Genomic DNA, 16,186 nt, shown 5'->3' with positions numbered 1-16,186 from the left:
AGTCCTCAACTCGCGCCGCCGGGCGCCCAGCCCTGGCGGCGCAGCACCGCTGACACGTCCGGGGCTTCGTAGTGCTCCCCCTTGAGCACCTTGCCGTCGGCCCGGCGCGAGACCTGTCCGTCGGGGCCCAGCTTGGTCATGTTGGACCGGTGGATCTCGGCGATGACCGCGTCGAGGTCGATCCCGTGCACCAGGGCCGTGCCGTACGCGATGTAGACGACGTCGGCCAGTTCGTGCGCCAGACGGTCCAGCGGACCGGTCACCGAGACCTCGGCGACCTCCGTCGCCTCCTCGGCGAGCAACTCCCCGCGATGCGCGGCAAGAGCGGGCGACACCTCCGTCGGCGTATCGCGGACGTCGAGTCCGAAGGCGCGGTGGAACGCGCGGACCAGGTCGGCGGGTGAGGAAGCGTTCATGCGCCGACTCTAGCCAACCGCGTTGCCGCCACGGGCTGTTGGTGTTCGCCACCGCCACCGCCACCGCCACCGCCACCGCCGGCCGCCCGTCCGGGGCCGGTCCTCGCGCCCCGGAGCGCGCGGACGGTCCGCCGGTCGGCGCCCGCGACGCGCTACGTGACCTCGCCCGACTGTCCGGTGGCGTGCGCGCGCCGATGGGCCGCGACGCGTTCGCGGGTCGCGCATCGGCGGGAGCAGTAGCGGCGTTCGGGACCGCTGCCCTGCGCGAGGAAGACGTTCCGGCAACTGGGGGAGGAGCAGATCCCACCGGGCGGGCGCTGGCGGTCCCAGACGAGAACGGTCAGGGCCATGCACGACGACGCGAGGAGCCATTCGTCCCAGGGGGCTTCGTCGTCGTGGTCGAGGTGCGGATGCCACGGCGTGCCGCCGCCGTGCGAGGACAGGCGCAGCGGTCCCGTGTGGTCCTTGAGCAGGCGGTTGAGGACGGCCGCGGCGGCGTCGGCGTCCTCGGCGGCGAAGGCGGGTCGCAGCAGGGCGGCGGCCGCGCGCATGGCCGCGACGTCGCCGGTGGTCAGGTCGATCGGCTCCGCCTCGCCGTACGCGCGGAGCGTGTCGGCGACCCCGGCCGGGTCGGGGCGCTCGTCGGCGAGGACGTTGAGCAGGGCGGCCGTCCGCCGCGCGGTGGCCAGCACCGAGTGCCGGGTGGACCAGTCGTCGCTGTGGGAGGACATCTGTCGAATGTAACGCATCTTGCCGACATTTGAGTTACCTGCGTAACGTCCTGGAGATGAGTTACCGTTACACGCTCCGCCGCTATCTCACCGGAGCGGTCGCCGCCCGTACCGGCGACGAGATGTCGGGACCGGCCCTGATGCTGGCGGGCTTCGCCCTCGCCGGTTCGACCACCACCGCGTCCTCGCTGCTCGCGGGCATCACGGTCTCCGCCGCGGTCGGCGGGCCGCTGCTCGGCGCATTCCTCGACCGAGCCGTACGACCGGGGCGCCTGCTCGCCTGGGCCCTCGCCTTCTACGCGACCGGGCTCGGCGTGATCCTCGCGGGGCTCGCCCGCCTGCCGTTCCCCGTCACCATCGTGATCGCCGTGGCGACCGGACTGCTGGGACCTGCCCTGTCCGGCGGATGGACGGCCCAACTCCCGCGCGTGGCAACGGGCGACCGCCTGCACCGCGCGAACGCCCTCGACGCGATGACCTTCAGCGCCGCGAGCCTGGCCGGTCCGGCTCTCGCGGGCGGTGTGGCGGTGGCGCTCGGCGCCTCGACAGCCGTGGTCGTCTCCCTCACGCTCATCGCCCTGGCGCTGCCCGCCGCGTGGACGCTGCCCGGCCGCCCAGATCCGGCGCGTGGTGTCCGGGCCACGTCGGTGCTCCACGACCTCGCCGCCGGAACCCGGGTCATCCTCGGCCGACCCGCGCTGGCCCGGGCGACCCTCACCTCGGTGATCTCCTGCGTCGCCCAAGGCATGGTGACCGCGTGCCTCCCGCTCCTGGGCGAGCGGGTCCTGGGCGGCGCCGGCCGCGGCGCCCTCCTGCTGTCCTGCGCGGCGGTCTCCGCCCTGCTGGCCACCACCGCGCTCGCGCGCTTTCCCCGTGCGGCGGCCCCCGACGCGATCATCTGGTCCGGGGCCCTCGTCCAGTCCGCCGCCTGGGCCTTGGCTGTATGGGGCCACCCGGCCGCGCTCGTCGCGGCCTTCCTCCTGGCGGGAATCGGCGAAGGCCCCCAACTCGCCGCCCTGTTCGCCGTCCGCCACCGCGAGGCCCCCGCGCACCTGCGAGGCCAGATCTTCACCACGGGCGCCAGTCTGAAGATCACCGCCTTCGCCCTGGGGGCGGCCACCGCCGGACCCCTGGCGAGCCGGTCCCTCTCCTGCCCGCTGACCCTCGCCGCGATCACGGCGCTGCTGGCCGCCCTGGCGTTCTCCGTCATCCCCGCGTCGGGCCGCGCGTCCGGTGGCCTGCGCGTATCGCCCTGAGCCACGTCTATCAATGACGCGTGACATGTGACATGCTACTGAAATGCGGAGTGCGGACGTCGTCATCGTGGGGGCCGGGATCATCGGGGCCGCCGTGGCCAGGAAGTTGGCCATGGGCGGATTCCGGGTGACCGTCCTGGACCGCGGCGCGTCCGCCGGAGGGACGTCGTCCAGCGGGGAGGGCAACATCCTGGTCTCTGACAAGGGCCCCGGCGCCGAACTCGACCTCGCGGTGCTGTCCGGCCGCCTGTGGACCGAATTCGCCGCCGAACTGGGGGAGGAGTTGGGGCCCGGCTTCCCCGACCTCGAGTTCGAGGCGAAGGGCGGCCTGGTGGTCGCGACGATGGGGGAGGGGGCGGACGCGCTCCTGGCATTCGCGTCCACCCAGCGGAAGGCGGGCGTGGACGCCCGTGCGGTGACGGCGGCGGAGGCCGCCGAGTTGGAACCCGACCTGACGCCGCGCGTCGAAGCGGCCGTCTTCTATCCCGGCGACGCCCAGGTCCAACCGGCCGTCGCGACGGAGGCGCTGCTCGCCTCTGCCCGTCGGCACGGCGCGCGGGTACGACAGGGCGTCACCGTTCTCGGCGGCGTCGTGGACCGCGGACGGCTCGTCGGTGTGGAGACCACGGCCGGGCGCTTCGCCGCCGGGCACACGGTCGTGGCCGCCGGACCCTGGTCCGCCGAGGTCGCGGCCGGCCTCGGCGTCCGCCTCCCGGTGCTGCCCCGACGCGGGACCGTCCTGGTCACCGCGCGCATGCCGCACCGCGTCCGGCACAAGGTGTACGACGCGGATTATGTCGGAGCCGTCGAGTCGGGGGACGCGGCCCTCCAGACGTCCAGCGTCGTCGAGTCGACGGCGGCCGGGACCGTACTCATCGGCTCCTCGCGCGAGCGCCGGGGATTCGACGAGCGGATCGAGGCCGCGGTGGTCGGCGAACTCGCCGCCAAAGCCATGCTGCTCTTCCCCTTTCTGGCCGACGTTCCGGTCATGCGCGCGTACGGCGGCTTCCGGCCGTTCGTACCCGACCACCTCCCGGTCATCGGGCCCGACCCCCGGCTGCCCGGCCTGTGGCACGCGACCGGACACGAGGGCGCGGGCATCGGGCTCGCGCCCGGCACCGCGGAACTGATCGGCGCGCTGATGACCGGCGCGGAGCCCGAGATCCCGGCCGCCCCGTACGCCGTGACCCGACCGTCGCTGGGACTGAAGGAGGAGACCACCGGATGAAGATCTCCGTGACGCTGGACGGCGAACGGCTGTCCGCCCCGCAGGGACAGACCGTCGCGGGACTGCTGATGACGCGGGGCCGGGTCTCCTGGCGCACCACCGCCGGCACCGGTCGGCCCCGCGGCCTGTTCTGCGGCATCGGCGTCTGCTTCGACTGCCTGGTGACGGTGAACGGCCTCGGTGACGTGCGGGCCTGCCAACGGCTGGTGGCCGACGGCGACATCGTCGAGACGGGGGCGAGCGATGTCGAGCGTTGACGTGCTGGTGATCGGAGCGGGACCGGCCGGGCTCGCCGCGGCTCGGGCGGCCCGGCTCAGCGGGGCGCGGGTCGTCCTGCTCGACGCGTCGGCCGTCCTGGGCGGCCAGTTCTGGCGACACGCGGCGACCGGGAATTCCGCCCCGGAAGGCCATGCGCCGACCGGGAATTCCGATGAGGACAGCCACGCGGCGGCCGGGACTTCCGCCCCGGACAGCCACGCGCCGCAGCACAAGTGGTCCCGCTTCACCGCGCTGCGCGCCGCGCTGACGCGGGACCCCGACTGCGAGATCGTCACCGGCGCCCAGGTCTGGGCGGTGGACCGCCGCGACGCGGGGCCGCCGGTCGTCCACACGCTGGTCGGCCCGGCCGACGGCGCTGACCGGCGCCGCCGGGTCTTCGAACCCCGCGCCCTGGTGATCGCCACCGGAGCGCACGAGCGCACGCTGCCGTTCCCGGGCTGGGACCTGCCGGGCGTCTACACGGCGGGCGCCGCGCAGGCGATGGCCAAGGGCGACGGCGTCGCCGTGGGCAGGCGGGTCCTGGTCGCGGGCACCGGCCCGTTCCTGCTTCCCGTGGCCACCGGCCTCCTCCACGTGGGCGCGAGCGTGGTCGGCGTCGTCGAGGCGAGCACCTGGCGGCGGATCGCCCGCGGCTGGCTGCCCCGCCCGTACGAGATGCGGCCGAAGGACGTGCTGTCCAAGTCCGCCGAACTCGGCGGATACGCCGGCGCGTTGGCCGTACGGCGCGTCCCCTATCGCACCGGCGCGGCCGTGGTGGCCGCGCACGGCGACGACCGGGTGACAGCCGTCACCGTCGCCCGGATCACCGACGACTGGACACCGCGCGAGGGCACCGAGCGGCGTATCGAGGTCGACGCGGTGTGCGTCGGCCACGGGTTCGTCCCGCGCACCGAGATCGCCATCTCGGCGGGCTGCGCGCTCACCGCCGACGGAAGCGTGCGCGTGGACGACGAACAGCGCACCTCCGTACCCGGTGTCTACGCGGCCGGTGAGATCACCGGTATCGGCGGCGCGGACCTGGCCCTCGCCGAGGGCGAGGCGGCGGGACGAGCCGCGGCCGGTCGGGCTGCGGCCGGTCGGCCCGCTGCGGGCCGGGCCGGTGGCACCGCTGAGGTGACCCGCCACCGCGCCTTCGCCGACCGCATGCACCGCGCACACAGCATCCGGCCCGGCTGGCGGTCATGGGTCGACGACAGCACCGTCGTGTGCCGCTGCGAGGACGTGACCGCGGAGCGGTTGCGCGCCGCGGCCACCGCCACCGGGAGCTGCGGGCTGCGTTCCCTCAAGCTCAGCTCCCGCGCGGGTCTTGGCATGTGCCAGGGCCGCACCTGCGGCCGGAACGTCGAGGACCTCCTGCCGACCGCGCCGCTGGACCAGGGACGTATGGCCCAGCGCCCGATCGTCGTACCGGTCCGGCTCGGCGACATCGCCACGGTCCAGCCGGCGGCGGCCCCATCGACCACCACCCCCCTTCCCGCCGACCGACCTCAGAACACCCCACCGATGAAAGGCAGACCATGACCAGTGAGCACTTCGACCTCGGCGGCGTCATCGTCGCGACGGCGCTGCCCTACAAGCCGGACAGCTCCGCCCCCGCAGGGCTCGCCGTCGACTACGAGCGATACGCGGAGCACTGCGACTGGCTGATCAGCAACGGCTGCCGCGGCGTCGGGCCGAACGGCTCGCTCGGCGAGTACTCGTCGCTCACCGACGAGGAGCGCCGCCGCGTGGTGCAGGTGGCCGTCGAGGCCGTCGGCGGGCGCGGACTGGTACTGGCCGGTGCGCACGGCGCGGGCTGGCACCAGGCCGAGCACTGGGCCGAACTGGCCAAGGCAGACGGCGCGGACGCCGTACTCGCTCTGCCGCCCACCCTCTACCGGGCCAGCGACGAGCAGGTGGTCGAGCACTACCGGCACATCGCCGGGGTCGGCCTGCCGACGATGATCTACAACAACCCGGTCGACACCAAGGTCGACCTCCTGCCGCCCCTGATCGCGGAACTCGCCGAGATCGACGGGGTGGTCGCGGTCAAGGAGTTCAGCGGCGACGTCCGGCGGGCCTTCGAGATCAGCGAACTCTGCGACATCGACATCATCGCGGGCGCCGACGACGTCCTCCTGGAGCTGATGCTCGACGGCGCCGTCGGCTGGTTCGCGGGCTTCCCCAACACCTTCCCCGCCGAGTCCGTCGCGATCTACGAGCACATGGTCGCCGGGCGGTACGACCAGGCCCGGGAGCTCTACAAGCAACTGGTCACCGTCTTCCGCTGGGACTCGCGGACGGAATTCGTGCAGGCCATCAAGGTGGGAATGGACATGGTCGGCCGATACGGCGGCCCGTGCCGCCCGCCGCGCGGACCGCTCACCCCTGACCACGAGAAGCAGGTGCGCGCCGCGATGGACCGCGCGATCTCCGGCATCGAAGCGCTGTCCGCGGAAGCGGCCTGACATGCGGGCGCGACGACGGCTGCGCCCGGCAGCCGGCCCGTGTCCGGCGGCTCTCACGCCGTCCGAGGAGGCGGCATGGATCTGACCGAGACCTCCCCGGCCGAGCGCGCGGCGCTGCTCAACGCGATCGCGGACGCGCTGTCGTCCGCGGCCGACGAGTTGATCCCGCTCGCCATGGCGGAGACCGGACTGGCCGAGGCACGCCTGACCGGAGAGCTGAAGCGCACGGTCGTACAACTGCGGATGTTCGCCGACGTGTGCGCTGAGGGGGAGTTCCTCGACGTGCGGCTCGACGCGGCCGACCCGGACTTCGTCCTGGGCCCCCGTCCCGACCTGCGGCGGTTCAATCTGCCGGTGGGGCCGGTGCTGGTGTTCGCCGCGAGCAACTTCCCCTTCGCGTTCTCCGTCGCCGGAGGCGACACGGCTTCCGCGCTGGCGGCCGGCTGTCCGGTGGTCCTGAAGGCGCACCCCGGCCACCCGCGGCTGTCGGCGCTGACCGCCGAGAAGGTGCGGGCCGCGGTGGCCACGGCCGGCCTGCCCGCGGAGACCTTCGACGTGGTCCACGACCAGGACGCCGCCGTACGGCTGCTGCGCGACGACGACCGGATCGCCGCGGCGGCGTTCACCGGCTCCTACAAGGTCGGCCGACTGCTCGCCGCGATCGCCACCGGACGTGAGCGCCCGATCCCCTTCTACGGCGAACTGGGCAGCGTGAACCCGGTCGTCGTGACACCGGGCGCGCTGGCCGAGCGGGCCGACACCCTCGTGACCGGCTTCGTGGCCAGCGTGTCCGGCTCGGCGGGACAGCTCTGCACCAAACCCGGCTTCCTCTTCCTCCCGGACGGCCACGGCCTCGCCGACACGCTCGGCTCGGCGGCGGGCGCGGTGCCCGGCCACCCGCTGCTGCACGAGGGCATAGCCGCCGCCTACGCCGCGCGCCGCGCCGCCGTGCTCGCGACCCCGGGCGTGTCCGTACTGGCCGAGGGATCGGTGGAGACCGAGCCATCCGGCCGGAGCCTGGCCGCACCGACCCTGGTCGAGGTCGGACTCGGCGATCTGCTGAAGCACCGCGCCACACTGCTCGACGAGGCGTTCGGCCCCCTGTCGGTCGTCGTGCGCTACGACCCCGACCGCCTCGACCTCCTGGTGGCGGCGGTCGGGGAGTTGTTCCCCGGCGCGCTCACCGCCACGGTGCACCGCGCCGCTGGGGAGAGCGACGCGTGGCTGCGCGGCCTTGTCGCGGTGCTGAGGGAACGGGTGGGCCGCCTGCTGTTCGACGGCTGGCCGACCGGCGTCGCGGTGACCCCCGCGATGCAGCACGGGGGGCCATTTCCCGCCACCACCGCCCCGGCGACGACGTCCGTCGGCACGGCCGCGATCCAGCGCTTCCTGCGCCCAGTGGTCTTCCAGGACTGCCCGCCGGAGCTGCTGCCTGCGCCGTTGCGCGACGACAACCCCTGGCGGGTTCCCCAGCGGCGCGCGGCAGCGGGTGCGTCGCAGAACTGGGGACACCGCTCCGCCTGACAGCGGCTGGCGGCGGTCACCGGGCGGAGCCGGAATCCGGACACGGCGATCGTCGCCATGGCGCCGGGCAAGCAGATCCGGCGCACCGCCCAGGTGGCACTCGACGGGACCCGTCCGTTCCACGACCGGGACCCCTACCGGCGGTTCGCCGAGGACGCGGCAGCGGCCGGATTGGACGGACTCACCGTGCGCGCGCCACGCCCCGACGGCCGCCGCATTCGACACGGTCGTCCCGTCACACGCCGCGTGCGGGACCTGACCAATCGGTAAGATGTGCCATTGCACTGACAGGGAATGGCTGTTGACTGGTGATGGGGACGATCATGGCGATTGAGGACAGCACATCTCTGGGGCTGCTCACCCCCTCGACCAGCCTGCGCGAGCGCGTCGAGGAGGCGATCGCCGCGGCCATCGTCTCCGGTCAGATGCCCGCGGGCGAGGTGTTCTCCGCGCCGACCCTCGCCGCCCGCTTCGGCGTCTCGGCCACCCCGGTCCGCGAGGCCATGCTCAACCTCGCCAAGCGCGGCATGGTCGAGATCCTGCGCAACAAGGGCTTCCGCGTCACCGCCGTGAGCGAGGACGATCTGCGCGCGATCGTCGACGTCCGCCAACTGCTCGAAGCCCCGGCGGTCCGCCGCCTGTCGGGCCGGCTCACCCCCACCGACCTGGCCCATCTGCGCGGCCTCGGCGAGGAGATCGTGCGCGGCGCCCGTGACGGCGACCTCGCCCGCTACCTCCAGGCCGACACGACCTTTCACCTCACCCTGCTCAAGCTCGTCGGCAACACGCGCCTGCACGACATCGTCGCCGACCTCCGCGCCCAGACCCGCCTCACCGGCCTCGCCGACCTGGTCGCCACCGAAGAACTCCAGGCATCCGCCCGCGAGCACCTGGAGATGCTCGACCTCCTCGAAGCGGGCTCCGCCGACGCGTGCGAAGACCTCATGGTCCGCCACATCGGCCACGTCCTCGGCTGGTGGTCCGGCCACACCGAAGCCTGACCCCTTCCCCCTAGCCGAGCAGGGCGGCGAGGGTCGCCGACAGCGAAGCCGCGCTCAGGGGCTCGTCGCGGGTGAGTGCGTGGAGGAGAGCGCCGTCGAGGTACGTGACGGCCGCTCGCGCGGCTCGCGGGGTGGCGTACGCGGTGAGGATGTCGGTGAGGCCGTCGGCCCAGACACGGGCGGCGGGGCGGAGTTCGGGGCGGTAGGCGGCGGCGAGATAGAGCTGCATCTCGGTCAGGGCGCGGGGACGGTCGGCGAGATACGCGGCGGTCAGCTCGGCCAGCGCGGCCGGAACGTCGGCGCTGCCGTGGAGAGCCGTCTCCCAGGCGCGCAGTTCCTGCGCCGAGAGGTCGGCGGCGTAGCGGAGCGCGGCGGCGGTGAGGTCGTCCAGGCTCGCGAAGTAGTATGTGGTCGCGCCGAGCGGCACCCCGGCGCGCGCGGCGACGAGGCGGTGCGTGACGGCGTCCACCCCGGACTCGGCGATGACCTGGCACGCGGCCTCGGTGATCCGCAGCCGACGCCCCTCGGGATCGCGCCGCCCGGTCAATGCGCACCGCTGAGGTTCAGCACCGCGACCCCGGCGACCACCAGGGCCACCCCGAGCACCTTCACCGCCGTGACCGGCTCGCCCAGGAAGAGCGCCCCGATGATGACGATCAGCGTCGTCCCCAGCCCCGACCACACGGCGTACCCCACACTGACCTGCAACCCCTTCTGCACGGCCACCGCCAGGGCGACGAACGCGCCCGCGTACGCGACCAGGCACACCACCGTCGGCCACAGCCGGGTGAACCCCTCGGTGCTCTTGAGCAGGCTGGTGCCCAGCACCTCCGCCACGATGGCCAGACCGAGCAATACGTACGGCACGCCGGACGCCCTCCCGAGTAGTACGGATGTACAAGTACAAACGTACTACTCGGTGGTCTCACGTCGTGGCCCGGGCGCCGGCGAGAAGACGCGCGAACGGCGCGACAGAGGTCGGCGAGCGCCCTCCTGAGGGCCGCTCACGGCGAGGACCGCTCCGGGTCCGGACGGGCGGTGACGGGAGGTCAGGGCCGGGGAGCGCGGTCCAGGCGTACGCGGAGGGTCGCGGCGAAGTCCTCAGCGCGCGCCAACTGGACGCGCAGATCGTGGATCTTCTGGACGGCGGCCTGCTCGTAGGCCCTGACGCGCTCCAGCAGCGCGTCGCGCTCGGCGCCCGGAGCGAGGTCCGCCGCGTCGAGCCGGTCCGTGGCGTCGAGGAGGTCGCGCATCTCCTCCAGGGTGAAGCCGAGCGGCTTCATCCGGCGGATGACCATGAGGCGGGCGACGTCGGTCTCGGTGTAGAGCCGGAAACCGCCCTGGGACCGGGCGGAGGGGGTGACCAGTCCGGCCTCCTCGTAGTGCCGGATCGTCCGCAGGGACAGCTCGGTTCGTTCGGCGACCTCGCCGATCTGCATGTGTGTGCTGCCCACGACCGTCTTCTCGGCCCCTTCTCGTCGCGGGACGCCGCCCCGGTGGTGAACCGCCGCGTCCCGTGCGGCCCTGAACCCATCTCTACCCTAACGTTAGGGTAGAGTCGCTGCTGTTGAGGACGACGTGCGTCGTTCCCCAACGGTGCGCGGCTCCGTCGAGTCCGCCCACCGCCGTGTCGGGGCCGACGACGCCCCCGCTCATTTCGCGAGCAGGAGAGACGAAGCGTGCGCATGCCACAGCCGTACGCCGCCTGCTGCCCGCCGTGACATCACCAGCGTACTGAGTCGCCTCCGCCAACTGCCGTGCGGCTCGGCCGCGCTCCCGGACGTCCGCCCGCGCCGACGGGCGATCCGCGCACCGCCGTCCCGGCCCTGCGCCCCACGACCGCGCTGCCCCGACCGGCCGCGCCCGAGCACGACAGGTCACCCCGGTGTTGCCGACCTCCTTCCCGTTCCCGTCCGCGCGCCTGCGCGCTCTGCCCCCGCCCCCGTGGCTGTCCCCGAAGGTCTTCCGCGTCGAGGTCCTGGCCGGTCTGGTCGTCGGACTCGCGCTGATCCCGGAGGCGATCTCGTTCTCCGTCATCGCGGGCGTCGACCCCAAGGTCGGCCTGTTCGCCGCCTGCACGATGGCGATGGTCATCGCGTTCGTCGGCGGCCGGCCCGCGATGATCTCCGCCTCCACCGGCGCGGTCGCGCTCGTCGTCGCTCCCGTTGCCCGCCAGCACGGTCTCGGCTACCTCATCGCCACGGTGATCCTCGCCGGGATCATCCAGATCGCGCTGGGCGCGCTCGGCGTGGCCACGCTCATGCGGTTCGTACCGCGCGCGGTGATGGTCGGCTTCGTCAACGCGCTCGGCATCCTGCTGTTCGCCGCGCAGATCCCCAACCTCCACGACGTGCCCTGGCAGGTCTATCCGCTGGTCGCGGCCGGTCTGGCGATGATGGTGTTCTTCCCCCGGCTGACCAGGGCGGTGCCCGCGCCGCTGGTCTCGATCGTGATCCTCACCGTGGTCACCGTCGCCGCCGGTATCGCGGTGCCCACCGTCGGGGACAAGGGCAAACTGCCCTCCTCGCTGCCGGTGCCAGGACTGCCTGACGTGCCCTTCACCGTCCACACCCTGACCGTCATCGCCCCCTACGCGCTGGCGATGGCGCTGGTGGGGCTGATGGAGTCGCTGATGACCGCCAAGCTCGTGGACGAGATGACCGACACCCACTCCAACAAGACCCGTGAGTCCATCGGGCAGGGCGTCGCCAACATCGTCACCGGCTTCTTCGGCGGCATGGGCGGCTGCGCGATGATCGGCCAGACGATGATCAACGTCAAGAACGGCGCGCGGACCCGCCTGTCCACCTTCCTGGCCGGGTTCTTCCTGCTCATCTTGTGCATCGTGCTCGGCCCGGTCGTCTCCCACATCCCCATGGCCGCCCTCGTGGCCGTCATGGTCCTGGTCTCGGTCGGCACGTTCGACTGGCACTCGATCAAGCCCGCCACCCTCAAACGGATGCCGGCCGGGGAGACCGTGGTGATGGCCGTGACCGTCGCGGTCGTCGTCGCGACCAGCAATCTGTCCATCGGCGTCGTCGTCGGCACGATCACCGCCATGGTGATCTTCGCCCGCCGCGTCGCCCGCTTCACCGAGGTCACCGCCGTCACCGACCCGGACGGCGACAGCGTCGTCTACGCCGTGACCGGCGAGCTCTTCTTCGCCTCCGCCAATGACCTGGTGACCCGCTTCGACTACGCCGCCGACCCCCGCACCGTCGTCATCGACCTGACCGACGCGCACATCTGGGACGCCTCCTCCGTCGCGGCCCTGGACACGGTCACCGCCAAGTACGCCGCCCGCGGCAAGAGCGTGGAGATCGTCGGCCTCAACCGGGCCAGCGCCCAGATGCACGGCAATCTCACCGGTGAACTCACCAGCACGTGACACGCGTGTCCGGGGCGGCCGACCTCAGCGGCGGTCGCCCCGGACGGGTCACCACCCGCCGGCGAAGAAGTCGGCCAGCGCCTGCGGCGAGTGCGCGGCGCTGCTGGCGTTCGCGAAGGCGATGACGAGCACGATGAGCGTCATCGCCGCGCCGGCGGCGACGCCGAACGTCATCGTGCGCTTCGACCGGGCGTCGGCCGCCGCCCTGGACCGCCTCCACAGCAGGACGCATCCGACCGCTGCCGCGAGCGCGACGAGCGCGGCCATGGCGGCCAGGACGGCGTGGTAGACGGCGAAGTCGTTGACCATGACGGTGAGCGCGGGGGAGTGCTGACCGGCGGGATAGTCGGCGAGCTGCCTGCGTACGTCGGTCAGGGTTCCGTCGAGTGCGCGGTCCGTGCCGCCCCCGGTCAGCATGGGAAGCAGCGAGGCGAACGGCGCCGTCGCCCCCTGCACGTTGGCCACCAGCGCCACCAGGGCGAAGAGCCCGAGGAGCGTGACGACGGCCCCGGGCGCCACGACGGACAGGCGTCCCACGCGCCCGCCGGTCCGCTGCCTGGCCTGGCGCCACAGGACGACGCCCAGCGCCACGACGGTGGCGAGGAGCAGTGCCGAGACACCGGCTTTCACCACGTGAAAGCGGAACCAGAAGCTCACCGTCGCGTCCAGTTGGCCCGGAAAGCCCTCCCTGCCCGAGCCCCAGTAGGCGACCATCCCGCGGCGGAACGTGTCGCCGACGTTCCCCGTGTTGACCGAACTGCGGGCGAGCGCGTTCGGCGCGATGAAGAAGGCGACCAGAAGCGCCCCGGTCAAGGCGGTCAGCGCCCCGGCCTGCCGTCGGGGCGTGGCGGTCAAGCGGGGCAGAAGTCCCAAGCTGTTCATGTAGATCTTCCCGAGTAGGAGCGTGCGCCGTTCCGCGCGAGGTCCGGGAGCCGCGTCTCCTCCGCGATCCCCGCAACCGGAAGCTATCGAGACCGCGCCCCGCCGGTCTGTGGGGCCAGCCTCCAACTCGAGGTGGGGTTAACCCCCTTCCGCGGGCGGCGCGGACGTCTCCCCGGTGCGCGTGCGTACATGGCGACGCCGACCTGCGGTGCGCCAGGCCCGCGTTGGCTCCACGCGTCAGACGCCCCGCGCCCCCCGACGCGCTCCCGCCCGGCCGCGAACTCCCCCCGCACAGCGGCGCGCCCCGGCCCCGGGCCCATCACACACCCCGCACGCCTCCGCGGCACCAGCGGCTCCGCCGCACCCCGGAGCCGTCACCATCCGTGACCACTCGTGCTTTACCGGAATGTGATCCGCATGTCTGGATCTGTTCGCCGATTGGTCGCTACAGTAAGCGCATCGAATTAATCTCAGCCTGAGAGGAATTGTGGCAACTACCTCGCTACCCCGAGCGTCCAACCGCAGCGCGGTCCTGGCGGCGCTGCTCTCGGGTGCCCAGATGGACCGTCAGCAGTTGATCGCGACCACCGGCCTGAGCCGGGCGACCGTGTTCCGGATCGTCGACGACCTGATGGAGGACCGGCTCGTCCACGAGGGCGAAAGACTGGTGCGCGAAGGCCCCGGCAGACAGTCCACCGCGGTCGGTTTCAACGCCGACTCGGCTCTGGTCTGCGGAATCGACCTCGGCGGCACCAACTGCCGGGTCGTGGTCGCCGACGCGCTGGGCCGCGCGGTGATCAGGAGCCGGGACGCGACTCCGCGCGGCGCGACCGACGAGGAGCTGGCCCGGTGGGTGGCCGACCGGGTCACCGGCCTGGTCACCCGGTACCGGGAGGACGCGCCTTTGCGGGCGGTCACGATCGGCCTGCCCGGTGTGGTCAGCGGCGACGGCACGACCGTCCTCGCGTCGCACAATCTCGGCCAGATCAAGGGCACCGCTTTCATCGACGCGGTCTCCGACTTCGTCGGAGTTCCGCTTACTGTCGGTAACGACTCCAACGTCGCCATGCTCGGTGAGCTCCAGTACGGATCGCTCCCCGACCGGGAGACCGCGGTCCTGCTGGCGATGGGCACCGGCCTCGGCTCCGCGGTCTCGATCGACGGGCGAGTCCTGCTCGGCGAGCAGGGGCTGCTGGGTGAGTTCGGACGGCTCCCGCTGCCCGGCCGCGCCGAGCGGCTGCGCGATCTGCTGTCCGGCGCGGACCTGGTCGCGTACGCCGCCACCCGCGGCGTACAGGTCCGCGGCGCCCAGGAACTGTTCGCCGACCCGGTGACGTACGCCGATCTCCTCGCCGAGGTGCACGCCTCGCTCGCCCACCTCGTGTCGATCGTCGCGCTCGCCTACGAGCCGAAGACCGTGGTGCTGACCGGCGGATTCTCCGAGTCGTTCGGCACCGACGCGCTCACGGCCATCAGCGACCAGGTCGCGGAGACCGTCGGGGTGCGCAGCGCGGTCAGGCACTCCGACCTCGGGGACTCCGCGGGGCTCCTCGGCGCCATGGCGTCCTCCCTCGACCGGCACTACACGTCGCTCGGCATCAGCGCCGAGCACATCGCGGGCATCGACGTCGACCGGCACTTGGTGCTCGAACGGCTCGGCGCATGCCCCACAACCAGCACCACGCAGGGCGACCAGCCCACCCCAGCAGCAGAAAGGTGAGAAGGATGAACCGTGCACGGTGGCGGTACGCGGTCACGTCGGTCCCGGTCATGGCGCTCGCGCTGACGGCCTGTGGCGGCAGCGGCGGCGCGGACGCCGCTTCCGACGGCAAGCTGACGGTCTGGATGATGACCGGCGGCCCCGGTGACAACGCGCTCATTAAGGACGTCAACGCCGCGTTCGCCAAGCAGCACCCCGACATGAAGGTCGACGTCCAGATCCAGCAGTGGGACGGCATCGCCACGAAGATCACCACGGCGCTGGCCAGCGGGAATCCGCCGGACATCGTGGAGATGGGCAATACGCAGACCCCGCTTCAGACGTACTCCGGGGGCCTCGCCGACCTCACCGCCGAGAAGGCCGGCTTCGAGAACTCGGCGAAGTGGCTGGCGGGGCTGTCCGGCCCGTCCCAGTACGACGGCAAGCTCTACGCCACACCGCTCTACGGCGGCACGAAGGTCGTCATGTACAACAAGAAGCTCTTCGCCGACGCGGGCATCCAGCAGCCGCCCACGACGGTCGCCGAGCTCCAGGAGAACTGCGGGAAGCTGGCGGCGGCCAACAAGAAGACGGCGAATTTCTCCGGCTTCTACCTGCCGGGCCAGTACTGGTTCAACGGCATGCCGTTCCTGTTCGGCAAGGGCGGCACCATCGCCACGCAGAAGGACGGCACCTGGAAGGCCGAGATGTCCTCACCGGCCAACCAGGCGGGCCTCGCCGCGTGGCGCACCTTCCAGAACACCTGCTCCACCAAGTCCTCGGTCGGCGTCAACACCGACAGCCCCGACCAGGACCAGCTCTTCGCCGACGGCAAGGCCGCGATGGTCTACGTCAAGGCGTGGGAGCCCGCGGCGGTCCTGGAGAAGAACCCCGCGCTCAAGGACGACATCGGCTTCTTCGCGATGCCGGGCTACACCGCGGACAAGACCATGCCGGTGATCGTGTCCGGCTCGACCATCGGCATCGCGGCCAACAGCCCCGACAAGAAGGCCGCGCAGGACTGGCTGCGGATCATCACCGGCAAGCAGTTCCAGCAGAAGATGGCGCTCACCCTCAATCTGCTGCCGATCTCGCCGGACTTCACCCCGACCGGTGTTCCCGAGCAGTTGACCGTCGCGTCGAAGGCGGCGGAGATCAGCCAGCCGCTGCCGGGCAGTCCGGGCGAGGCGACGCTGGAGACCGAGCGGTACAACGAGCAGTTCTTCTCGAAGATCGCGGGCGGCGCCGATATCGCCAAGGCGTCCGCCGACTACGACAAGCACGCCACCGACGCATTCAACTCGCTCCACTAGGACCTCGGGGAACCCGATGGCA

General features: G+C 72.3%; 16 protein-coding genes. 10 read left to right on the top strand and 6 right to left on the bottom strand.

Features of this window, described 5'->3' with window-relative positions:
• Positions 1-5: 5 nt before the first annotated feature.
• Together ACFZAM_RS34225 and ACFZAM_RS34220 are read right to left on the bottom strand one after the other, a co-directional pair.
• Entirely contained in the window at positions 6-416 is a 411-nt protein-coding gene (locus ACFZAM_RS34225) for a MazG nucleotide pyrophosphohydrolase domain-containing protein (RefSeq protein ID WP_391051771.1), read from the bottom strand.
• A gap of 152 nt (positions 417-568) precedes the next feature.
• A complete protein-coding gene (locus ACFZAM_RS34220; RefSeq protein WP_391051769.1) occupies positions 569-1,147 on the bottom strand; it encodes a CGNR zinc finger domain-containing protein in 579 nt (192 codons plus the stop codon).
• Positions 1,148-1,203: 56 nt separating this feature from the next.
• On the opposite strand from ACFZAM_RS34220, the gene ACFZAM_RS34215 reads away from it, so the two are divergent.
• The 7 genes from ACFZAM_RS34215 (at position 1,204) to ACFZAM_RS34185 (ending at position 8,882) form a co-directional block, all read left to right on the top strand.
• On the top strand, positions 1,204-2,403 hold the full coding sequence (locus ACFZAM_RS34215; protein ID WP_391051766.1) for an MFS transporter: 1,200 nt from the start codon (positions 1,204-1,206) through the stop codon (positions 2,401-2,403).
• A gap of 43 nt (positions 2,404-2,446) precedes the next feature.
• Positions 2,447-3,631, top strand: a complete 1,185-nt coding sequence (locus ACFZAM_RS34210; protein WP_391051764.1) for an FAD-dependent oxidoreductase — start codon at positions 2,447-2,449, stop codon at positions 3,629-3,631.
• Positions 3,628-3,888, top strand: a complete 261-nt coding sequence (locus ACFZAM_RS34205) for a 2Fe-2S iron-sulfur cluster-binding protein (RefSeq protein WP_391051762.1) — start codon at positions 3,628-3,630, stop codon at positions 3,886-3,888. The genes ACFZAM_RS34210 and ACFZAM_RS34205 overlap by 4 nt, the downstream gene beginning before the upstream one ends.
• Positions 3,875-5,431 (top strand): FAD-dependent oxidoreductase, encoded by a 1,557-nt coding sequence (locus ACFZAM_RS34200; protein ID WP_391051759.1) that lies wholly within the window; start codon positions 3,875-3,877, stop codon positions 5,429-5,431. The genes ACFZAM_RS34205 and ACFZAM_RS34200 overlap by 14 nt, the downstream gene beginning before the upstream one ends.
• Positions 5,428-6,357 carry a dihydrodipicolinate synthase family protein gene (locus ACFZAM_RS34195; RefSeq protein ID WP_391051756.1) on the top strand — a complete coding sequence of 310 codons (930 nt, stop codon included), beginning with the start codon at positions 5,428-5,430 and terminating at the stop codon, positions 6,355-6,357. Before ACFZAM_RS34200 ends, ACFZAM_RS34195 begins: the two co-directional genes overlap by 4 nt.
• A 75-nt stretch (positions 6,358-6,432) precedes the next feature.
• Entirely contained in the window at positions 6,433-7,881 is a 1,449-nt protein-coding gene (locus ACFZAM_RS34190; protein ID WP_391051753.1) for an aldehyde dehydrogenase family protein, read from the top strand.
• 323 nt (positions 7,882-8,204) lie between these two features.
• The gene (locus ACFZAM_RS34185) at positions 8,205-8,882 is read left to right on the top strand and encodes an FCD domain-containing protein (RefSeq protein WP_391051751.1); all 678 of its coding nucleotides are present in this window, start codon (positions 8,205-8,207) and stop codon (positions 8,880-8,882) included.
• Positions 8,883-8,892: 10 nt separating this feature from the next.
• On the opposite strand, the gene ACFZAM_RS34180 is transcribed toward ACFZAM_RS34185, so the two are convergent.
• The 3 genes from ACFZAM_RS34180 to ACFZAM_RS34170 all read right to left on the bottom strand — a co-directional run bounded on the left by ACFZAM_RS34180 (position 8,893) and on the right by ACFZAM_RS34170 (position 10,336).
• Positions 8,893-9,429 (bottom strand): TetR family transcriptional regulator, encoded by a 537-nt coding sequence (locus ACFZAM_RS34180; RefSeq protein ID WP_391051748.1) that lies wholly within the window; start codon positions 9,427-9,429, stop codon positions 8,893-8,895.
• Positions 9,426-9,749: a multidrug efflux SMR transporter gene (locus ACFZAM_RS34175; RefSeq protein WP_188282846.1), complete on the bottom strand. Its 324-nt coding sequence runs from the start codon at positions 9,747-9,749 to the stop codon at positions 9,426-9,428. The genes ACFZAM_RS34180 and ACFZAM_RS34175 overlap by 4 nt, the downstream gene beginning before the upstream one ends.
• Before the next feature lie 182 nt (positions 9,750-9,931).
• Positions 9,932-10,336: a MerR family transcriptional regulator gene (locus ACFZAM_RS34170; RefSeq protein ID WP_355343487.1), complete on the bottom strand. Its 405-nt coding sequence runs from the start codon at positions 10,334-10,336 to the stop codon at positions 9,932-9,934.
• A gap of 431 nt (positions 10,337-10,767) precedes the next feature.
• On the opposite strand from ACFZAM_RS34170, the gene ACFZAM_RS34165 reads away from it, so the two are divergent.
• On the top strand, positions 10,768-12,270 hold the full coding sequence (locus ACFZAM_RS34165) for a SulP family inorganic anion transporter (protein ID WP_391051744.1): 1,503 nt from the start codon (positions 10,768-10,770) through the stop codon (positions 12,268-12,270).
• 48 nt (positions 12,271-12,318) lie between these two features.
• Here ACFZAM_RS34165 and ACFZAM_RS34160 read toward each other — a convergent pair whose 3' ends face one another.
• Positions 12,319-13,125 (bottom strand): tat (twin-arginine translocation) pathway signal sequence, encoded by an 807-nt coding sequence (locus ACFZAM_RS34160; protein ID WP_391051742.1) that lies wholly within the window; start codon positions 13,123-13,125, stop codon positions 12,319-12,321.
• Positions 13,126-13,639: 514 nt separating this feature from the next.
• Between ACFZAM_RS34160 and ACFZAM_RS34155 the strand changes: the two genes are divergently transcribed.
• Both ACFZAM_RS34155 and ACFZAM_RS34150 read left to right on the top strand, forming a co-directional pair.
• Positions 13,640-14,872: an ROK family protein gene (locus ACFZAM_RS34155; protein ID WP_391051739.1), complete on the top strand. Its 1,233-nt coding sequence runs from the start codon at positions 13,640-13,642 to the stop codon at positions 14,870-14,872.
• 5 nt (positions 14,873-14,877) lie between these two features.
• Positions 14,878-16,164: an extracellular solute-binding protein gene (locus ACFZAM_RS34150; RefSeq protein WP_391051737.1), complete on the top strand. Its 1,287-nt coding sequence runs from the start codon at positions 14,878-14,880 to the stop codon at positions 16,162-16,164.
• Positions 16,165-16,186: the final 22 nt, after the last annotated feature.

The sequence above is a fragment of the Streptomyces sp. NPDC008079 genome (assembly GCF_042957385.1).
In the GTDB taxonomy this organism is placed as follows: Bacteria; Actinomycetota; Actinomycetes; order Streptomycetales; family Streptomycetaceae; genus Actinacidiphila.
This window is presented reverse-complemented; position numbering and strand designations above follow the sequence as displayed.